We start from the raw sequence: 18,788 nt of genomic DNA, 5'->3' as shown, positions 1-18,788 counted from the left end.
CTCAGCTCTTCGCCCAGGCGGAGACGATCTCCTGCATCTTCTTCGCCGCCCCGTCCGGCTTGACCGAGCCCTGCAGCAGGTCGCTCTGCACGCTGAAGTACTGGTCGGCCTGCTTCTTCGGGAACGCCTGGTCCTGGATCGTGTAGAACGGGTTGCCGCCGTACTTCTGCGCCCACTCCGCCGACAGCGGCAGCGCCTTCGGGTCGGGCTCGGCGCCCTTGACCGTCGAGGCGCTGATCTGCAGCGCCTTCTGGGTCGCCGGCTGGACGAGGAAGTCGATCAGCGCCGCGGCCTTGTCGGCGTTTCCGGACTTGGCGTTGATCATGTAGCCCTCGACGAAGCCCGAGTGGCGGGCCGGGGACTTGTCGGTCGGCAGCTCGAAGGTGCCGAAGCCGGACGGGCTCTTCTTCGCGGCCAGGATCGCGGCCGCCTCGGTCCAGGGTCCGGTGATCGTGTACGCCACCTTGCCCTGCACGTACCCGGGTTCGATATCGGCCGGGTCGAGGCCGAGCGCGCCCTCCGGCACCCACTTCTTGTCCTGCCACTTCTTGAACAGCGTGAACGCCTCGACGACCTCGGGCCGGTCCCAGCTCTCGGCGCCGGTCAGCAACTTGTCGTGCAGTTCCGGGCCGGCGGTGTGCTCGAGCAGGTACTCGAACAGGCGCATGATGTCCCAGCCGTACTTGCCGCCGAGACCGCACGGCGTCACGCCGACCGCGACGAGCTTGTCGTTGAGCGCCTCCAGCTCGGCGTACGTCTTCGGCGGAGCGCTCACGCCCGCCTTGGCGAACAGCGACTTGTTGTACCAGGCACCGATCCCGAGGGATACGAACGGTACGCCGGACTTCACGCCGTCGAAGGTCATCCCGCCGATGGCCGTGGTGTTGATCTTCGAGTCCCACCCGTACTTGGAGTAGTACGGCGACAGGTCGAGGGCCTGCTTGGCCTTCGCGAACGGACTGCCGATCTGACCGCCCCAGATCCGCCAGACATCCGGGCCCTTGCCACCGAGCAGTTCCGTGCGCAGCTTGTCCGGGTAGACCGCCGCACCCGACCCGGGCAGGCTGTCCACGGTCGTGGTCGTGCCGTTCTGCGCGTCGAACTTCTTGACCTGTTCCTTCAGCAGGGCGAGCAGCGCCTCGCCCTCGTAGGTGAACAGGCGCAGGTTGTTCGACGCTGCCTGGGTGGCTCCACCGCCGGTCGACGTACCGCCGCCGGTACAGGCGGACAGACCGGCGCCGAGTGCGGCGGCGGACGTGAGACCGAGAAATCCCCGGCGGGTGAAGTTGCTCATTGCGTGCTCCTTTGGCGGGCAAAGCGGCGGATCTTGGCGAACATGTCCTCCAGCAGGAAACGGACGTCGACCTGCTCGCAGACCTGGATGGGGTTGTCGGTGCCGGGCAGGTACCAGCCGTCGACACCGAAGCGCGGCGCCGGACGGGTCCGGAAGTTGCCGCTGTGCGGGTAGAGCATCAGGGAGATGGCAGGCGAGTCGCCGAGGGAGCGGGACTCGATCGGCTCGCCGTGGTACGTCGCGTTCCACTCGATCAACTGCTCGATGAGGTATTTGCCGAGCGGACCGGCGTCGCCGATCTTCTCCTCGAGCTCGGCGTAGCTGACCGAGACCTTCGTGTAGACGTCGCTCGGGACCTGCCAGACGGTGATCCCGGAGCCGAACACCACGTTGGCGGCGTGGATGTCGTTCGACAGGTTGAACTCCATCCGGTGGTCGGCCGCGTAGCCGTTGTAGCCACGACCGCCGATCCAGACCACGATCACGTTGCGGTGCACGAGCTCCGGGTCGAGCAGGATCGCCGAGGCCATGTCGGTGAGCGGGCCGAGGAACGACACGAACAGCGGATCGCCCTCGGAGGCCTGCTTGGACTCCTCGATGATCAGCCGCGCGCCGGGCGAGTCGAGCGGGGTCTGCTCGTCGGGGATGCCGGTGGCGGCGCCGTTCGCGACGGTGACCTGACCGGTCAGGTCCATCAGGTCCAGCAGCAGGTCGATCTCCTCGCGGGACTCCTCCATGCTGCGGTCCGATCGCCAGGTGCCGAAGTGCGCGGGGATCAGGCCGCGGACGTCGAAGGTCGGCGACAGCAGCCCGTGCACGATCGCGAACTGGTCGTCCGCCTCGTTCTTGGCATCGGTGTTGATGATCACCCGGCGTCTACTCGGCCTCACGCGCTCTCCTCCGGCGTTGGTGTGACTAGATATTCAGTAGTGCATAGCCTGTCGCCATGAGTGTCACCACGCAGCTAGAGTCACGTCAAGAGCTCGGTTGAAACTTGGAGGGGCAATGGTCCAGGCGGTACTCGCGGTCGACCAGGGCACGACCAACTCCAAAGCAGCCCTGGTCACCCCCGACGGCCACGTCCTCGCAACCGCCTCCGCCCCGGTCGGCCTCTCCACGCCGCGCCCCGGCTGGGTCGAACAAGACGCCGAGGACCTGTGGCAGAGCGTCCTCACCGCAATCACCACCTGCTTGACCGCTGCTGCGGTCGAGGTCGTGGCGATCGCGCTCTCGACCCAACGGGAGTCCGTCGTGGGCTGGAACCGCTCGGGCGAACCAGTGGGTCCCGTCCTCGGCTGGCAGGACGTGCGGACCGCCGAGTGGTGCGCCCAACTCCCCTCGTCGGTCGACGACCTGGTCCGCCGACGGACCGGACTGCGCGTGGACGCGATGTTCTCCGCCCCCAAGATGCGCTGGCTCCTCAACCAGTCCGACGCGTACGTCGGCACCGTCGACGCCTGGTTGATCCATCGACTGACTGGTTGCCAGGAGCACCTGACCGAGGCCGGGAACGCCTCCCGCACCTTGCTCTACGACACGATCGAGCTCGACTGGTCCACGGAACTGCTCGAAGCGTTCAACGTGCCACGGGCCGCGCTCCCCGACGTACGGCCGTCGAACGCCGGCTTCGGAGTCACGAAAGGCGTACCGGGACTTGCCGACGGCATCCCGATCGTGGCCGTGCTGGCCGACTCACACGCGGCGATGTACGGGCAGGGCTGCACGCAGGCGGGGATGGCGAAGGCGACGTACGGGACCGGCACGTCGGTGATGACGCCGGTCGCGGGTTTCGTGCCGAGCGGGTGCACGCTCGCCTGGCTCACCGATCGGCCGGTGTACGCGCTGGAAGGCAACATCGTGTCGTCCGGGGCCGCGCTCGCCTGGACGGCCGACCTCCTCGGTCTACCGGATGTCGGCGCGTTGACAGCGCTCGCGGCGACGGTCCCGTCGGCCGAGGGCGTCGTACTGGTGCCGGCCTTCGCGGGGCTCGGGGCGCCGCACTGGGATCGCGAAGCGCGGGCGGCGCTGACCGGGATGAGCAGCTCGACCACGCGGGCGCACATCGCGCGGGCAGCTGTCGACGCGGTCGCTCACCAGATCTGCGACATCACGGACACCATCCCCGGCGCGCTCAGCAGTCTCCGCGCGGACGGCGGCGCGACAGTATCCGACCTGCTCATGCAGACGCAGGCGGATCTGCTCGGTCACCCGGTCGAGGCGGCCGACGTACCCGAGATCTCTGCCCTGGGGGTTGCCGAGCTGGCGTGGACCACGCTCGGGGAGACGACCGGCTGGGCCGGTAAGCGATCCTTCCGGACGTTCGAGCCCGGTCCCGACGCCGGCGATCGTGGCCGGCGTCGAGCCGAATGGGCCCAGGCGGTCGCCTCGGTGCGCGTCAGGCCAGCTTGATCCGGAACACCGCCAGGCGGGCGTCATGGCCGTCGACGCTCATCGGGATCGCCTTGGTCCCGACGAGGTCGAGGCGGACCGTACCGTCGCCGGGTAGCCAGTTGATCCGGTCGATGCCGTGGGCAAACACCTTGTGCTCGGTGTCTTGGCCGGTCGCCTGGTCGTACCCCGGGTTGTTGGTGTCGGCGGTCCAGATCACCAGGTGACCGTTGTTGTGGTGGGCGATCACGCGCTCACGGTGGAGCTTCTTGTGCAACTGCCACTCGTCGCGGAGGTTCGGGTTGTTGTTGCCGTTGTAGGCGCCCGCGATGTAGTGCGAGTTGATCAGGGCGAACTTCAGGCCCGGGTGCGCGGTGTGCTCGACGACCACCTCGTTGATGAAGCGCGGCGGGGTCACGTTGGCGATACCGCCGTGGACGAAGGTCTGCTTCGAGTTCACGATCTTCCATGGCGTCGGCACCGAGATCGGGACCCGGAAGGACTTGGGGTCGCGCAGGAACGCGTTGCGGTACTTGCTCCCGAAGTGCCGCGTGATCATCGGCACCTCACCCGAATCACCCTCACCGATCTCCTGCCAGCCGACGAACGGCCGGTTACCCGGGTCGCCACCACGGACCGCCCGGATCGCCGCCTCTCGAGCGCCGAGATGCTTGCGTCCGATGTTGGCTGTAATGACCGGCAGCCGGAACCATCCGGTCCCCGCCGCAGATCTAGACGCTGCTTCGGCCGGCCGAGCCGCTGATGCCGACTGGGCCGCGGCCACCGAACCGAGCGTAGCCACGCCGGCCAGCGCGCCACCCCCGAGCAACAGAGCCTGCCGTCTACTGATCCTTTCGGCCATGACCACCTCCGCAAGAGTCCGGCACCGAGGCCGGAGGGCGTTTGTCTTGTCGACGGGCTACGACGTAGCCAACCTCACAGCAGTTCCACAGAGGTGTTGGAGATCGCTTTCCGTTACAGGTTGACGGGAGGTTTTCGCCCACCTATGGTTACGGTCACAAGCTACGGAAAGCCCTTTCCCAGGCTCCGGAGGGAGGCGTGCATGTGTGAGTTCGAGCCCGGACCGGCCGTGGCGCTGCCGGGCGGTATCGGCATCTCGAAGCTGACGGTGTACGACGTCGAGGCTCCCGACGGCCTGGTCGGCGGTACGCCGCATGTGCACCTGGCCTGCTCCGAGGGGTACTACGTGGTCGCCGGCACCGGCGCCGTACAGACCCTGAACACGAAGGGTTACACCGAGACCCCACTGCACGCCGGAGCTGTGGTCTGGTTCGGCCCGGGCACGATCCACCGGCTGGTCAACGACGGCGGTCTGCAGATCCTCGCCCTGATGTCCAACTCCGGACTCCCCGAGGCCGGCGACGCCGTCCTGACATTGCCGCCCGAGTACCTCGCCGACCGCGAGGCATACCTGCGGGCAACCGCCCTGACCGGCGAGGGCGAGGACCGTACGACGTCAGCGATCGCCCGGCGCGACCTCGCGCTGCAGGGGTACGCCGTACTGCGGGAGCGGTACGAAGCGGAAGGCCCCGCGGCGCTGAACGACTTCTTCGGGGCCGCGATCCAGATCGTGCAGCCGCAGCTCGCCGACTGGCGGAAGCGCTGGGAGCAGGGCGCCCGACGGCTCGCGGACGAGACCGGTGCCGCGCTGGACGCGCTCGAGGCCGGCACCGCGCCGCATCTGCAGTCCGCCGAGCTCCACCAACTTCTCAACCCCACCGAGTTCGGCAGGCACGGCATGTGCGGCCATCTCGACGTTTATGACACTCAAGCGCGAGAGGCAAGACTGTGAACGAGCGACGCATCGGCATCGTGATGAACGGCGTCACCGGCCGGATGGGCCTGCGCCAGCACCTCGAGCGCTCCATCGTGGCGATCCGGCAGCAGGGCGGAATCCCCGCTGCCGACGGCACGATGATCATCCCCGAACCGATCCTGGTCGGCCGCAACGAGCTGAAGCTGCGCCGGATCGCGGAGCAGTACGACCTGGAGCGGTACACCACCGACCTGGCCGAGGCGCTGGCCGAGCCGGACGTGGAGATCTACTTCGACTCGCAGCTCACCCAGCTGCGTGAGAAGGGCGTCCGGGCCGCGGTCGAGGCCGGCAAGGCGATCTACTGCGAGAAGCCGATCGCCGAGAGCCTGGACGCGGCCGTCGACCTGGCCAAGCTGGTCCTCGACTCCGGCCTGAAGAACGGCGTGGTGATGGACAAGCTGTCGCTGCCCGGCCTGCGGAAACTGAAGCGGCTGGTCGACGGCGGGTTCTTCGGCCGGATCCTCTCGGTCCGCGGCGAGTTCGGCTACTGGGTCTTCGAGGGCGACTGGCAGGAGGCGCAGCGGCCGTCCTGGAACTACAAGTCCGAAGAGGGCGGCGGCATCATCCTGGACATGTTCTGCCACTGGCGGTACGTGCTCGACCAGACGTTCGGCGCGGTCAAGTCCGTGTACTGCCAGGGCGCGACGCACATCCCGACCCGGGTCGACGAGAACGGCGACAAGTACGCCGCGACCGCGGACGATGCGGCGTACGGCGTGTTCGAGCTCGAGGGTGGGATCGTCGCGCAGCTGAACTCGTCCTGGGCCACGCGGGTGTTCCGCGACGAGCTGGTCGAGTTCCACGTCGACGGGACCGAAGGGTCGGCGGTCGCCGGTCTGCGGAACTGCCGCGCCCAGCACCGGTCCGCGACGCCGAAGCCGGTGTGGAACCCGGACCTGCCGGTCACCGAGAAGTTCCGCGACCAGTGGGCGACGGTGCCGGACAACGAGCCGATGGACAACGGGTTCAAGGTCCAGTGGGAGATGTTCCTGCGGCACGTGGTCGACGACGCGCCGTTCACCTGGGACTTCGTCGAGGCCGCCAAGGGCGTCCAGCTGGCCGAGCTCGGCCTCAAGTCCTGGCACGAGGGCCGCAAGCTCGAGGTTCCCACCCTCGACCTCGGGACCAACTGATGTCGCTGGAGCTCAACCTCCCAGCGGGCGGCGGACTGGAGAAGTATCGGCTCGTCGGTCAACCAGTTGCTCAGGGCACCTATTCGCCGGCGTCGTCGCGGCTGGCGTTCGCGGCCGCGCATGTTGTCGCCGACCCCTTGGGCGACAACTCGCCGGGGGCGCCCGCGGTGATCGACTGGGAGCACACGCTGGAGTTCCGGCGGAACTTGTGGTCGCTCGGACTGTCGGTCGCGGAGGCGATGGACACCGCGCAACGCGGGATGGGCCTCGACTGGAAGGCCACGCAGGAACTCATCCGCCGCTCGGCGGCCGAAGCGCCTGACGGCCGGATCGCGGTCGGCGTGGGCACAGATCAACTCCCCACCGGCGGTACGCATCCCCTCGACGCGGTCATCGGCGCCTACGAGGAGCAGCTTGCTGTTGCGGAGGAGGTGGGCGCGCAGCCGATCATGATGGCCAGCCGCGCGTTGTGTGCGGCGGCGGAGTCACCGGACGACTACCGGAAGGTGTACGACCGCCTGCTCACACAGTCGACCCGCCCGGTCATCCTGCACTGGCTGGGCTCGATGTTCGACCCCGCGCTCGAAGGCTACTGGGGAAGCGCCTCGGTGGACGCGGCCGCGGACACCGTCGTCGAGCTGATCAACGACAATGTGCCGAAGGTCGACGGCATCAAGATCTCGCTCCTCGACGCCTCGAAGGAAGTTGCCCTGCGCAACCGCCTCCCCGAGGGCGTCCGGCTGTACACCGGGGACGACTTCAACTACCCCGAACTGATCCGCGGCGACGGCGAACGGCACAGCGACGCGTTGCTCGGGATCTTCGCCGCGATCGCTCCGGCGGCAGCTGCTGCGCTCAAGGCTCTTGATGACGGTGACCTGGAGACCTACGAGAAGGTGTTCGCGCCGACGGTCCCGCTGGCCCGGCAGATCTTCTCCGCGCCGACGTACTACTACAAGACCGGCATCGCCTTCCTGGCCTGGCTGAACGGGTTCCAGCCCGGGTTCACGATGGTCGGCGGCCTGCAGACCGGACGGTCGCTGCCGCATCTCGCGGACACGTTCCGGCTCGCGGACCAGGCCGGCGTACTGACGAATCCCGAGCTGGCCGTCGACCGGTTCCGGCAGCTGTTGCGCGTGAGCGGGATCGACGCGTGAACAGGTACAGCCTCAACCAGGCGACCACGAAGTACTGGCCACTCGAGGACGTCGTCGGGGCGAGCGCGAAGGCCGGTCTGGAGTGGATCGGGCTGTGGCGCGAGCCGATCCAGGAGTACGGCGTCGACAAGGCGGCTCGTCTGGTCGCGGACGCGGGTCTGAAGGTGTCGTCCTTGTGCCGTAGCGGCTTCTTCACGTCGACCGACCCGGTCGAGCGGAAAGCGAAGATCGAGGACAACCGGCGCGCGATCGACGAGGCCGCGACGGTCGGTACGTCGGTTCTCGTGCTGGTCAGCGGCGGACTCCCGGCCGGATCACGTGACCTCGACGGCGCCCGCGGCATGGTGCGCGACGGGCTCGCCGAGCTGGCGCCGTACGCCGAAGAACGCGGTGTCACGCTGGCGGTCGAGGCACTGCACCCCATGTTCTGCTCGGACCGGTGCGTGGTGTCGTCGCTGGGCGGCGCGCTCGACCTGGCGGAGCAGTTCCCGGCCTCGCAGGTCGGGGTGATCGTGGACGCGTACCACCTGTGGTGGGACGCGGACGTGTACCGGCAGATCGAGCGGGCCGGCGAGCGGATCGTGTCGTACCAGGTCAGCGACTGGGTGGTCCCGCTGCCCGCGGACACGCTGCTCGGACGCGGAATGATGGGCGACGGTTCGATCGAGCTGCGCCGGCTACGCGAGGCCTGCGACGCGGCCGGGTACGACGGACCCATCGAGGTCGAGATCTTCAACCAGCAACTGTGGGACGCGCCGGGACAGGAGGTCTTCGACCTGGCGCTGGCGAGGTATCAGGAACACGTTCTCTGACAAGGAGCTACCTGTATGACTGACCGGACCATTCCTGCCGACGGAATCGGGATGCACCTCTACACGATGCGAGACGTGCTGGCCGACGACTATTCGGGGACGCTGAAGCGGCTCGCCGGGATCGGCTACCGCACAGTGGGGGTGAGTGGGCGGTTCGACCACAGCGCCGAGGACATCCGCGGGTTCGCGGACGACGCCGGGCTGTCGATCGTGCTGGAGCATGTCGGGTACAAGCGGATGTCCGACGACTGGGCGGGCGCGCTCGCCGATGTGAAGACGCTCGGGGCGCAGTGGGCCGTCGTACCGTCGATTCCTTCCGAGCTGCACTCGGTCGAGGGCTTCAAGACCGCCGCGGCCGCGTTCACCGAGGCCGGGAAGGCGGCGCGGGACGCCGGGCTGAAGCTGCTGTTCCACAATCACGGCCGGGACTTCGACGAGGTCGACGGGCAGGTGCTGTACGACATCCTGCTGGGCGTGGACCCGGAGCTGCTCGGGTTCGAGCTGGACCTGTACTGGGCGGTCGACGGCGGGCACGACCCGGCGAAACTGTTCCAGGAGCACCCGGGCCGGTTCCCGGCCCTGCACGTCAAGGACATGGCCGAGGACGGGTCCTGGGAGGACGTCGGAGCCGGGAAACTCGACTTCGGCGCGATGTTCGCGCACGCCGAGTCGGGTGGCGTGGAGCAGTACCTGGTCGAGCACGACAAGCCCACGGACGCCTGGCACTCGGCCGAGCGCAGCTACCGCGGACTGACCGAACTCCGGTACTGAGTCCTGTTCCCGGCCTGTGACAACAAACGCTTAACCGGGTCAGCTGTGGATACGTCTGCTCACGCCCGGTGAAATCGGCCTATCCTCAACGGGTGCAGAACGAGCCCGCGGTCCGGCTGTCTGCCGTCCGTCGCCTGTACGAGGTGAGCGCGCGGATGGGCGCCGGGCGCAGCCTTGCCGAGACGCTGCAGGCGGTGGTCGACGGCGTCGTGAACGGGCTCGGTTTCGGCATCGCCGTACTGAACCTTCGGCACCCGGACGGCAAGTTCGAGGTGATCGCCGTCGCCGGGTCGCCGGAGGCCCGGGCGGCGCTCCTCGGCAAGGTCAGCGCGGCGGACCTGTTCGACGCCGAGTTCGCGATCGCGGACGCGTGGGGCAAGCTCCGGTTCGTGCCGCACGAGCGGCTGCCGGAGGGCGAGGTGACCGGCTGGGTGCCCGACGTACCGGTGTCCGACGCACCGGACGCGTGGCACCCGCTGGACGCGCTGTTCGCGCCGCTGTACTCGTCGGACGGCGACCTGGTCGGGATGCTGTCGGTCGACCTGCCCGAGGACCAGCGCCGGCCCGGTCCGATCCACCGGGAGCTGCTCGAGATCTTCGCGACCCAGGCCGGGCTGGCGATCGACAAGGCGCGGCTGACCGATCGACTGCTGGCCGAGAAGACCCGGCTGGAGGCGAGCGAGGCGACGTTCCGGCTCGTCTTCGAGGGCGCCGGCAACGGGATGGCGACGGTCGCGTTCGACGGACCGGAGCTGGGCCGGATCCTGCGGGTGAACAACGCGTTCTGCCGGATCACCGGCTACGCGCCGGACCAGCTGCTCGGGACACGGCTGGTGAGCTTCCTGCGGGACGAGGAGCCGGACCAGACCCGGCTCGAGCTGGAAGAGGTTGCCGCTAGCAACGGTACGTACCGGTTCGAGCGGGTGTTCACGCAGCCCAGCGGGAACGCGATCTGGCTCGCCGGTACGGCGTCCCTCGTCACGCAAGGCGCCGGGCTGCCGCGGATCCTGCTCGTCCAGATCGACGACGTGACCGCCCGCAAGGACGCCGAACGCGAACTCCGGCACCACGCCGCGCACGACCCACTCACCGGCCTCGCAAACCGCCGTCTCCTGCAGCACCGCTTCACAAAGGTCCTCGAACAGACCCGCGCCACCGGCCGCACCGGAGCCCTGCTGTTCTGCGACCTCAACCACTTCAAACTCGTCAACGACGGCTACGGGCACGAGGCCGGCGACCGCGCCCTCCGCGAGATCGCAACCCGCCTCAGTACGGCGGTCCGCCACGGCGACACCGTTGCGCGGCTCGGCGGCGACGAGTTCGCCGTACTGGCCGAAGACATCACCGGCGACGACCTCACCACCCTCATAACCCGCCTCGAAACCGCCGTCAGCCGCCCCCTCCCCAACATCGCCGTCCAGGTAACCACCAGCGTCGGCACAGTCCCCATCACCCCCACCACCACAGACCTGGACACCCTCCTCCACGAAGCCGACCAAGCCATGTACAACGCCAAGAACCGCCGCGGCTAGCGCTGTCCGGCGGAATGTGATTGAAAGAACCCCAGCACAGACGATCTGGGGGATTCATTCATGCGCACCTTGATGACCGGGCCTGCCTGGGTCGAATACGGACAGATCTATGTCGCGAGCGGCGACCGATCGCCGGACGTGCCGGAGAGCTTCGGCGGTCAACAGAACGGGCTCTGCGGCGCGACGATTGACGGGACGCTCTTCCTCGTCACCGGAATGCACACCGGGCGGGTCGGATTCAGCGTCGAGCTGTACGACGACGCGCCGCCGGTCGACGACAGCTGGGAGGAGATCGTCGAAGCATCGTTCCGCCCCGCCGGCGAAGCGGTCCTGCGTGGTTTGGGCAGCGATTACTGGCCTTTGGAACTGGATCAGGTCGGCTACCGCGTGCGGTACTGCGGGTCCGAGATGGACGCCGGCCACGACGCTGCACCGCCCGACGAGGACGAGCCTGAGGTCGACCGGTACGTCGTGCAGTTCTGGCCGGCGGATCACGCGCCGGACGAGGTGGTCAAGCAGACGAGCCGGACCGCCGCGTACTGGCACGGCGTGGCGCGGAAGGCACCGCCACCGCCGACACCGGAGCAGCGCGCCGAGCTGCAGCGAATCCGCGAACGTCGTGAGGCGGAGGAGCGGGAGGCCAGGGACCTCGAATCGTGGGGCGGCAGCATCCCCAGTGAACGGATCCAGGACAAGTACATGTCGCTCCTGCTGGTGCAGTACGACCGGCCGCTGCTCGACGACCTGGACCGGGCCGCCCCGGAGATGCTGGTGAAGATCGCCCGCTGGGCAGCGCGGCGCGGCTGCGTCGCCACGGGCCTGGACCGGACGGAGTGGATTGCCACCAGGCTGGACCAGATGGACGCGGGACTGGACCGCCGCGAGTTGAACGGCCCGCCACCCGGCACCTTCGACGGCCCACTGTTCGTGACCACCTTCGGGGGTTCCTGGCCGCACAACCTCAGCGTCCCGCTCCAGGCGCTGACCGTGATCGACTCGACGTACGACGACGACCCGCTGGACGCGGCGATCGACACCCTCCTGCGCGCTGTCGACGCCGTCGGAGACGGGCACCAACTGGTCGCCGAACTGCGCGAGGCATTCCCCGATCTGAGCCTGTCCAGCTGATGCGGACGGTGATGTCAGGTCGCGCACGGGTGGCGTACAGCCAGATCTACGTGGAGAGCGGGGAGGACTACGCCGACCTGCACGAATGTTTCGCCGGGCAGCGGAACGGGTTGTGTGGAGCGGCGGTGCCGGGGAAGTTGTTCTTGATCACCGGGCTGCACACGGGCGACGTCGGGTTTGCGGTCGAGGTGCACGACGGGATGCCTTCGGTTGAGTACAGCGCGGAGGAGGTCGTCGAGGCGTCGTACCGGCCGATCGGTGACGCGGCGTTGGTCACCTTGGAAGGAAGCGGCGGACCGTGGCCGCTGGAGCTCGAACCGCAGGCGGACTACCGCGTGCGGTACTCCGCTTGGAACATGGATGCGGGCCACCAAGCGGGGCCACCGATGGCCGACGAGCCGCCGGTCGACCGTTATCTGTTGCAGTTCTGGCCGGCGCGGACCGCGCCGGACCGGGTGGTGAAGGAGACCGGCAAGGAGGCGGCGTACTCGCACAAGTTCGCGCGTGAACTGCCGACACCGGCACAGCTCGCGGAACTGAAAGCGGAGAAGGCGCGACATACCGAGGAGCAGCGACTCGCGGAGCATGCGGCGGCTTGGGGTGGGGCGTTGCCGAGTGCGCGGATCGAGGGCATCCGGTTCGCTCGGGAGCTGTCGGCGGTGGACCGGCGATTGGTGGATGCCTTCGAGCGGACCGATCCTGAGACCCTCCGGGCAATCGCTCGCTGGGTCGCGCGGCGGGCTTGTGTGGAGGCTGGGTTCGACCGGCTAGAGAGGATCGCCGGGATCCTCGGGCGGATGGACCGTGGGGACGAGCTGTACGACGCGCTCAACGGTCCGCAGCCTCCGGTCACGCCAGGCACGGAGTTGCGGGCGACCCTCCACCTCGTGAGTAGACCGGATCGGTGGAACGCCCAACTCGATCCCTTCGAGAACGCCTCGATGGTGATCACCGCGGCGTACGACGAGGACGCGCTCTGGGCCGCGATCGGGACGACCTGGCTCGCTCTCGGAGCATTCACGGACAAGACCCAGTTGCCCACCGAGTTGCGTCAGGTGTTCCTCACGAACCCAGGTTTTTGAGGGGCTCGTCTGTCAGGCGGTAGGTGGTCCATTCTTCTTGGGGGTTGGCGCCTAGGGATTTGTAGAAGTCGATGGCGGGGGTGTTCCAGTTGAGGACGGACCACTCGAGGCGTTCGTAGTTGTTGCGGACGCATTCTTGGGCCAGGGCGGTGAGGAGGGCTTTGCCGAGGCCGGTGCCGCGGGTTTCGGGGCGGACGAAGAGGTCTTCGAGGTAGATGCCGTGGACGCCGCGCCAGGTGGAGAAGTTGAGGAACCAGATCGCGCAGCCGGCGACCTGGCCCTCGTGTTCGGCTACGTGGCAGAACGCGGCGGGGGTGTCGCCGAAGAGGGCGGTCTGCAGCTGGTCCGCGGTCAGGTGGCACTCCTCGGGAGCACGTTCGTACTCTGCGAGTGCGTACACCAGTTCCACGATCGCCGGGACGTCTTCCGGCCGGGCACGGCGAATCCGTTCGTCGGTCTGCATACGACCTATCCTGCACCGGTCAGGTCTGGTGCTCGGCCTCCGCCTCGGCTTCCCGCGCGACGGCATGGGCGCCTGGGCGTTTGTCGTCGACATCGATCTGCTCCGACTTGTCGATTCCGGCGTACGTCTCGTTCTGGAGTTGGAGGGCGGCCGCGAGTTCCGGGTCGGCGCGCAGTACGGCGCCGCGTTCGACGGTCAGTTTGTCGAAGACGGCGTGCATCTTGCGCGGGTCCGGGTCTGTGCTTTTCTCCAGATCCGGCGGGTACGACGCGCTCGACGCCGCGTTCCACTCGTCCCGCTCGACCTTGTCGAAGTCGAGGCGGTACGGCGACATCTCGGACACGTGGCTGATGAACTGCTTGGCGGTCGCGCCGTTTCCTTCGCGGAACGGGTGCGTGAGGTTCTGGTAGCTGTACACCTCGGCGATGCTCTGCACGAACTCCTCGCGCGACATCGTCGACCAGTCCTTGTCCTTGACCTTGGCGCTGACCTTGTCGGTCCACTTGTCCAGGCGTTCGGGTGGCACGAACGCGTTGCCGTGATTGTGCATGCCCACGTCCCGGAACTTCCCGGCCCAGTCGTACACGTCCTGGAACATGTGTTTGTGGATCGCCTGCAGGTGCGCCTTGTCGTACGTGCGCGGGATGTCGACCTCACCGCGGTCCATCTCGCCCTGCCGGACGGCCCGCAGACTGTACTCGGCGAAGTGCAGCTCGATCGGGTTCGTGATGTCGAGCTTGTTCTTCAGGCAGCTGCCCGGCTCCCAGAGGTAGGCGTCCCAGCGCTGCTTCCTCTCGGCGGCCTCCGCAGCTTCCTCCGGCGAGACCTCCTCGGTCACTCCGGCCCGCCGCCGGTCACCTTCGACAGGGTCCGGCGGATGTACTCCGCGGTGTCGATCCGGCCCAGTTCGCGATCGATCAGATCGGAGACGTCGTCCCGGCCGGGCTCCCAGCCTTCCAGGCGGTTGTTCGCGAGCGCGTCACTGACCCGCTGCTTCTGCTCGTCGTCGAGTTGGTCGAAAAGGTCCGGCCACCGGCGCGCGTAGCGGCACGGTTCGTACGGCATCGGTCAGCTCCCCGTGTAGTCGGCAATTCCGCCCAGCCTAGCGAAGCCCCGGCTCCTACCGCCCACTCTCGTTAATTTACCGAACTGAGCCGTTAACCTCCGCGTCAAGCCACCGCCACCCGCCGACTGAACACTGACAACGCTTTCCAACCGCCCGCAATCTGGAGGAATCATGCCTGTCTCCCGCCGTCGCTTCCTCGGGTACGGGAGTGCGGGCGCTGCCGCCGTACTGCTCGGCACCGGGGCCTGGGACGCCTCGACCACGTACGCGTCCCCGTCCGGCACCGGCAACCCGTTCACGCTCGGGGTCGCCTCGGGCGATCCGCAGTACGACGGGGTGGTGCTGTGGACCCGTCTCGCCACCGATCCGTACGCCGTCGACGGGAAGGGCGGCATGCCCGCGCGCTCGGTCCGGGTCGAGTACGAGGTCGCGTACGACGAGAACTTCCGCCACGTCGTACGGCGCTCCAGCGTCGTCGCAACCCCCGAACTCGGGCACAGCGTCCACCCCGAGGTCCGCGGCCTGCTGCCCGACCACGTGTACTACTACCGCTTCCGCGCCGGTCACGAGGTCTCGCCGACCGGCCGGACCAGCACCGCCCCGCACCCGCTGGCCAACCCGCGCGAACTACGGTTCGCGTTCGCGTCGTGCAACGCCTGGCAGGACGGGTACTTCACGGCGTACGACCACTTGGCCCAGGAAGATCTCGACCTGGTCGTGCACCTCGGCGACTACCTGTACGAGTCCGGCGTGAAGACGAACAAGCGCGGCGTGACCACCGACCCGCGGTTCCACACCGAGACGTTCGACCTCGCGCGGTACCGGCTGCAGTACTCGCTGTACAAGACCGAGGCCCCGCTGCAGGCCGCGCACGCCGCGCACCCGTGGGTCCACACGTTCGACGACCACGAGGTGGAGAACAACTGGGCCGGCGACATCTCCCAGGTCGACACCGAGCCGGACCAGGACCCGGCCGTCTTCCGCGCCCGCCGCGCCCAGGCGTTCCAGGCGATGTACGAGAACCTGCCGGTGCGGCACGAGCAGATGCCGTCCGGGCCCGACATCCGCTACCACCGCCGGCTGCCGTACGGCCGGCTCGCGGACTTCACGATCCTCGACACCCGCCAGTACCGCAGCGACCAGCCGTGCGGCGACGGCGACTCGTCCACCTGCGACGACCGGTTCGACCCGGACAACACGATGCTCGGCGGCAAGCAGCGCGCCTGGCTGCTGGACGGGTTCCGCCGGTCGAAGGCGCGCTGGCAGGTGATCGGCAACCAGACCCCGATGGGCCAGACCGACTGGACGCCGGGCCCGGAAACGCACGTCTGGCTGGACCCGTGGGACGGCTATGTTGCCGAGCGCAACAAGGTGCTCGCGGCCGCGCAGGACAGCGGCGTCCGCAACCTGGTGGTGATCACCGGCGACCGGCACCAGAACTACGCGCTCGAACTGAAGCGGGACTTCGCGAACCCGGACTCGGCGACGGTCGGCACCGAGTTCGTCGGTACGTCGATCACCAGCGGCGGCAACGGCGCCGACACGACGGACCAAGGTCAGCAGTTCCTGGCCGCGAACCCGCACCTGAAGTTCTTCAACTCCCAGCGCGGCTACTCGCGCGTCACGATCGACCAGCACCAGTGGCGTAACGACTTCCGGGTCGTGCCGTACGTCGAGACGCCGGGCGCCACGATCACCACCCGGTCGACGTACGTCGTCGAGGACCGCCGCCCGCACGTCCACTCAGCCTGAAACACGTGACCCTCAGCGGCGGGCGAATATCCCCAGGGCGTCGTACGCGATCCAGGAGCCTTGGTCCTTGAAGAGTTCCAGGACGTTCTGTCCTGGACGGAAGAGAGCCTTCGGCAACGGTTGTTCCAGATACGACGGTTTGAGCGGCGATCCCGGGTAGGTGCTGTCGGCAATGGTCGAGCCCTTGGTGGCGCCGTTCGCGAAGGTGAGGCGGCCGGCCTCGGTGCCGTTGATCGTCAGCAGCGCCGAGGCCGCGAGGCTGGCGTGGCTGTCGATCAGCCAGAGCGCGAGGTCGAGATCCTGCTCAGGTACGGCGGGCAGGTCGAAGCGGAACGTGGCGCGGTGGTTCTTCGTGCCGGCCCACTTGTCCGCGGGACCGGGCAGCAGGTAGGCCCAGTCCGCCGCCGGGGTCGACGTACCGAATGTGTAGTCGACGTCCGACGGGAAGCGGGTCGGGTACTCGGCGTAACCCTTGGGCGAGAGGGCGAGCTCGGAGCCCTTGCCGTCGAACGTGCCGACCGTCGCGACCGGCGTACCGGAGATCGTGACGGACGTCAGGTTCGCGACAGCCGCCGGCCTCGACTGCGCTGATCGGTTGCCTGCGGCATCGACCGTGACGACCGAGTAGGACCTCGTGACGCCGGTGAAGTCGAGACCGCGGTGCACGAAGTGCGGGTAGACGGTCTTGCCGACCAAGGCCCCGTCGGCGTACACGGCGTAGTGGTCGACGACGGTCGCCCACGAGACCGGCTTCCAGTCGAGGGTCACGATTCTGATGCCGCCGGCGCCGTGCAGGCCGGTGATTGCTGGTGGTCGACGCATCACAGTGCCTCCAGGCGGGGATCGGCGACGGGCGTGCGGAAGCGGGCGACGACGTTCGGCTGGGCGTTCGCGTCGGCCTCGATGTACGGGAAGTTCACGAACTCGGTGGTCAGCTCGGAGCGCGTCATCGTGCTGTGCACGTAGCCGCGACGGGCGTTGTAGAGCTTCATGTACGGGTGCTGCAGCCAGTCCTTCTCGTACGCGTCGGTATCGGTGCCGTCGCCGTTCGAGCCGACCGACGAGCAGACCAACTCGACGCCGACGGTCCGCGAAGCAGGGTCGGCGAAGTCGAGTTTGAGCTCCGACGCGACGTGGCGGTGGATATCGCCGGTGAGCATCACCGACGTCCCGGCTCCGCCCATCGCTTCGAGGACCCGGCGGCGGTTGGCCGGATAGCCGTCCCATTGCTCGGTGCGGTCGTCGGTGACGGCGCTGAGTACGACGCCGCCCGCGACGATGTTCCACGGCGCGCGTGAGCGGCGAAGTCCGTCGTACAGCCAGGACTCCTGCTCGGCGCCCATGATCGTGCGCTGCTCCGAGACGCGGTCGGCCTCGTCGACGGGCAGCGGGTCGCGATACTGGCGGGTGTCGAGGAGGTGGACCCTGGCCAGTGAGCCGATGTCGTACCTGCGGTAGATGCGGCCGTCCGGTCCCTGCGGGAGGCTGTCGAGGGCGAGCGGGGCGTTCTCGTAGTACGCCCGGTACGCGACGGCGCGGCGATGGACGAAGAGCTCGGGCGGTACGCCGTACAGCGAGTTGTCGGCGCCGTAGTTGTTCTGCACCTCGTGGTCGTCCCAGACCAGGAACCACGGTGCGGCCGCGTGGGCCGCCTGGAGATCGGGGTCGGTCTTGAAGAGGCTGTAGCGCAGGCGGTACTGCTCCAGCGTCTCGATCTCGACGCCGTGTTCGGGTCCGACCGTGACGCCCTCGCGCCAAAGGTTGTCACCGGCAACGATCCCGTATTCGTAGATGTAGTCGCCGAGGAAGAAGACCGCGTCGGGGGCGCGTCGGGCGATGTCGCGGTGCGCGGCGAAGTAGCCGTGGTACCAGGCCTGGCACGACGCGGTCGCGAAGGTGAACTGATCGCCGTACGTCGGCAGCGTCTTGGTGCGACCGATCGGGCTGACCTGGGTGCCGACGCGGAAGCGGTAGAAGTACTCGCGTCCCGGCCGGAGACCACGCACCTCCGGGTGGACGGCATGCGCCAGGTCGGGCGAGGCGATCGCGAGCCCTCGCCGTACGACGTGCCGGAAGCGAGCGTCCTCGGCGACCTCCCACTGCACCGGCACCTGGGCGGCCGGCATGCCGCCGTGGCCGTCGACGGCGAGCGGGGTGGGGGCGAGCCGGGTCCACAGCACGAAGCCGTCGGGACGCGGGTCGCCGGACGCGACGCCGAGGGCGAACGCGCCGTCCGGGATCGGGCCGGCCGGGGTGGCGTCGGCCACGGTCGGCGCGGCGATGCCGAGCGTGACCGAGGCCGCGCTCAGGCCGGTGAGCTGGAGAAAGGTACGACGGGACGGCACTGGCGGCTCCGTTCCTCGGGCGAGTTCC

Annotated in this window: 18 protein-coding genes; 10 read left to right on the top strand and 8 right to left on the bottom strand. The window is 68.3% G+C overall.

The window, feature by feature from the left end; genetic code table 11:
- Position 1 precedes the first annotated feature (1 nt).
- Together OHB24_RS12960 and OHB24_RS12955 are read right to left on the bottom strand one after the other, a co-directional pair.
- Complete coding sequence (locus tag OHB24_RS12960; protein ID WP_327639244.1) at positions 2 to 1,294, bottom strand: ABC transporter substrate-binding protein; 1,293 nt, start codon at positions 1,292 to 1,294, stop codon at positions 2 to 4.
- Entirely contained in the window at positions 1,291 to 2,184 is an 894-nt protein-coding gene (locus OHB24_RS12955; RefSeq protein ID WP_327639243.1) for a nucleoside hydrolase, read from the bottom strand. The genes OHB24_RS12960 and OHB24_RS12955 overlap by 4 nt, the downstream gene beginning before the upstream one ends.
- Positions 2,185 to 2,299: 115 nt before the next feature.
- Here OHB24_RS12955 and OHB24_RS12950 point away from each other — a divergent pair, with 115 nt between their 5' ends.
- Positions 2,300 to 3,703, top strand: a complete 1,404-nt coding sequence (locus OHB24_RS12950) for an FGGY family carbohydrate kinase (RefSeq protein ID WP_327639242.1) — start codon at positions 2,300 to 2,302, stop codon at positions 3,701 to 3,703.
- On the opposite strand, the gene OHB24_RS12945 is transcribed toward OHB24_RS12950, so the two are convergent.
- Positions 3,690 to 4,544 carry a hypothetical protein gene (locus tag OHB24_RS12945; RefSeq protein ID WP_327639241.1) on the bottom strand — a complete coding sequence of 285 codons (855 nt, stop codon included), beginning with the start codon at positions 4,542 to 4,544 and terminating at the stop codon, positions 3,690 to 3,692. The two genes, OHB24_RS12950 and OHB24_RS12945, sit on opposite strands and share 14 nt — an antisense overlap.
- Positions 4,545 to 4,745: 201 nt before the next feature.
- On the opposite strand from OHB24_RS12945, the gene OHB24_RS12940 reads away from it, so the two are divergent.
- The 8 genes from OHB24_RS12940 to OHB24_RS12905 all read left to right on the top strand — a co-directional run bounded on the left by OHB24_RS12940 (position 4,746) and on the right by OHB24_RS12905 (position 13,134).
- A complete protein-coding gene (locus OHB24_RS12940; protein ID WP_327639240.1) occupies positions 4,746 to 5,495 on the top strand; it encodes a cupin domain-containing protein in 750 nt (249 codons plus the stop codon).
- On the top strand, positions 5,492 to 6,652 hold the full coding sequence (locus OHB24_RS12935) for a Gfo/Idh/MocA family protein (RefSeq protein ID WP_327639239.1): 1,161 nt from the start codon (positions 5,492 to 5,494) through the stop codon (positions 6,650 to 6,652). Before OHB24_RS12940 ends, OHB24_RS12935 begins: the two co-directional genes overlap by 4 nt.
- Complete coding sequence (locus OHB24_RS12930; protein WP_327639238.1) at positions 6,652 to 7,809, top strand: dihydrodipicolinate synthase family protein; 1,158 nt, start codon at positions 6,652 to 6,654, stop codon at positions 7,807 to 7,809. Before OHB24_RS12935 ends, OHB24_RS12930 begins: the two co-directional genes overlap by 1 nt.
- Entirely contained in the window at positions 7,806 to 8,621 is an 816-nt protein-coding gene (locus OHB24_RS12925; protein WP_327639237.1) for a sugar phosphate isomerase/epimerase family protein, read from the top strand. Before OHB24_RS12930 ends, OHB24_RS12925 begins: the two co-directional genes overlap by 4 nt.
- Positions 8,622 to 8,636: 15 nt before the next feature.
- Positions 8,637 to 9,392, top strand: a complete 756-nt coding sequence (locus OHB24_RS12920; protein WP_327639236.1) for a sugar phosphate isomerase/epimerase family protein — start codon at positions 8,637 to 8,639, stop codon at positions 9,390 to 9,392.
- Between the two features lie 92 nt (positions 9,393 to 9,484).
- Positions 9,485 to 10,924, top strand: a complete 1,440-nt coding sequence (locus OHB24_RS12915; RefSeq protein WP_327639235.1) for a diguanylate cyclase domain-containing protein — start codon at positions 9,485 to 9,487, stop codon at positions 10,922 to 10,924.
- 60 nt (positions 10,925 to 10,984) lie between these two features.
- A complete protein-coding gene (locus OHB24_RS12910; protein ID WP_327639234.1) occupies positions 10,985 to 12,052 on the top strand; it encodes a hypothetical protein in 1,068 nt (355 codons plus the stop codon).
- On the top strand, positions 12,052 to 13,134 hold the full coding sequence (locus OHB24_RS12905) for a hypothetical protein (protein WP_327639233.1): 1,083 nt from the start codon (positions 12,052 to 12,054) through the stop codon (positions 13,132 to 13,134). The genes OHB24_RS12910 and OHB24_RS12905 overlap by 1 nt, the downstream gene beginning before the upstream one ends.
- Here OHB24_RS12905 and OHB24_RS12900 read toward each other — a convergent pair.
- From OHB24_RS12900 to OHB24_RS12890, 3 genes are read right to left on the bottom strand one after another with little or no spacing between them, the layout of a single operon-like run.
- A complete protein-coding gene (locus tag OHB24_RS12900) occupies positions 13,115 to 13,597 on the bottom strand; it encodes a GNAT family N-acetyltransferase (RefSeq protein WP_327639232.1) in 483 nt (160 codons plus the stop codon). The genes OHB24_RS12905 and OHB24_RS12900 overlap by 20 nt on opposite strands.
- 19 nt (positions 13,598 to 13,616) lie before the next feature.
- Positions 13,617 to 14,435, bottom strand: coding sequence for a Fic/DOC family protein (locus tag OHB24_RS12895; protein ID WP_327639231.1), 819 nt, complete (start codon positions 14,433 to 14,435; stop codon positions 13,617 to 13,619).
- On the bottom strand, positions 14,432 to 14,662 hold the full coding sequence (locus tag OHB24_RS12890; protein WP_327639230.1) for a hypothetical protein: 231 nt from the start codon (positions 14,660 to 14,662) through the stop codon (positions 14,432 to 14,434). Before OHB24_RS12890 ends, OHB24_RS12895 begins: the two co-directional genes overlap by 4 nt.
- Positions 14,663 to 14,834: 172 nt before the next feature.
- On the opposite strand from OHB24_RS12890, the gene OHB24_RS12885 reads away from it, so the two are divergent.
- A complete protein-coding gene (locus tag OHB24_RS12885) occupies positions 14,835 to 16,415 on the top strand; it encodes an alkaline phosphatase D family protein (protein WP_327639229.1) in 1,581 nt (526 codons plus the stop codon).
- Positions 16,416 to 16,427: 12 nt separating this feature from the next.
- On the opposite strand, the gene OHB24_RS12880 is transcribed toward OHB24_RS12885, so the two are convergent.
- Positions 16,428 to 17,237 (bottom strand): polysaccharide lyase family protein, encoded by an 810-nt coding sequence (locus OHB24_RS12880; protein ID WP_327639228.1) that lies wholly within the window; start codon positions 17,235 to 17,237, stop codon positions 16,428 to 16,430.
- A complete protein-coding gene (locus OHB24_RS12875; protein ID WP_327639227.1) occupies positions 17,237 to 18,760 on the bottom strand; it encodes an alkaline phosphatase D family protein in 1,524 nt (507 codons plus the stop codon). The genes OHB24_RS12880 and OHB24_RS12875 overlap by 1 nt, the downstream gene beginning before the upstream one ends.
- Between the last annotated feature and the right edge of the window lie 28 nt (positions 18,761 to 18,788).

Source organism: Kribbella sp. NBC_00482 (genome assembly GCF_036013725.1).
In the GTDB taxonomy this organism is placed as follows: Bacteria; Actinomycetota; Actinomycetes; order Propionibacteriales; family Kribbellaceae; genus Kribbella.
This window is presented reverse-complemented; position numbering and strand designations above follow the sequence as displayed.

Coding starts and splice junctions, on each gene's coding strand:
- OHB24_RS12960 (WP_327639244.1), bottom strand. CDS start 1,294: ATGAGCAACTTCACCCGCCGGGGATTTCTCGGTCTCACGTCCGCCGCC.
- OHB24_RS12890 (WP_327639230.1), bottom strand. CDS start 14,662: ATGCCGTACGAACCGTGCCGCTACGCGCGCCGGTGGCCGGACCTTTTC.
- OHB24_RS12900 (WP_327639232.1), bottom strand. CDS start 13,597: ATGCAGACCGACGAACGGATTCGCCGTGCCCGGCCGGAAGACGTCCCG.
- OHB24_RS12905 (WP_327639233.1), top strand. CDS start 12,052: ATGCGGACGGTGATGTCAGGTCGCGCACGGGTGGCGTACAGCCAGATC.
- OHB24_RS12910 (WP_327639234.1), top strand. CDS start 10,985: ATGCGCACCTTGATGACCGGGCCTGCCTGGGTCGAATACGGACAGATC.
- OHB24_RS12945 (WP_327639241.1), bottom strand. CDS start 4,544: ATGGCCGAAAGGATCAGTAGACGGCAGGCTCTGTTGCTCGGGGGTGGC.
- OHB24_RS12880 (WP_327639228.1), bottom strand. CDS start 17,237: ATGCGTCGACCACCAGCAATCACCGGCCTGCACGGCGCCGGCGGCATC.
- OHB24_RS12930 (WP_327639238.1), top strand. CDS start 6,652: ATGTCGCTGGAGCTCAACCTCCCAGCGGGCGGCGGACTGGAGAAGTAT.
- OHB24_RS12885 (WP_327639229.1), top strand. CDS start 14,835: ATGCCTGTCTCCCGCCGTCGCTTCCTCGGGTACGGGAGTGCGGGCGCT.
- OHB24_RS12950 (WP_327639242.1), top strand. CDS start 2,300: ATGGTCCAGGCGGTACTCGCGGTCGACCAGGGCACGACCAACTCCAAA.
- OHB24_RS12920 (WP_327639236.1), top strand. CDS start 8,637: ATGACTGACCGGACCATTCCTGCCGACGGAATCGGGATGCACCTCTAC.
- OHB24_RS12940 (WP_327639240.1), top strand. CDS start 4,746: ATGTGTGAGTTCGAGCCCGGACCGGCCGTGGCGCTGCCGGGCGGTATC.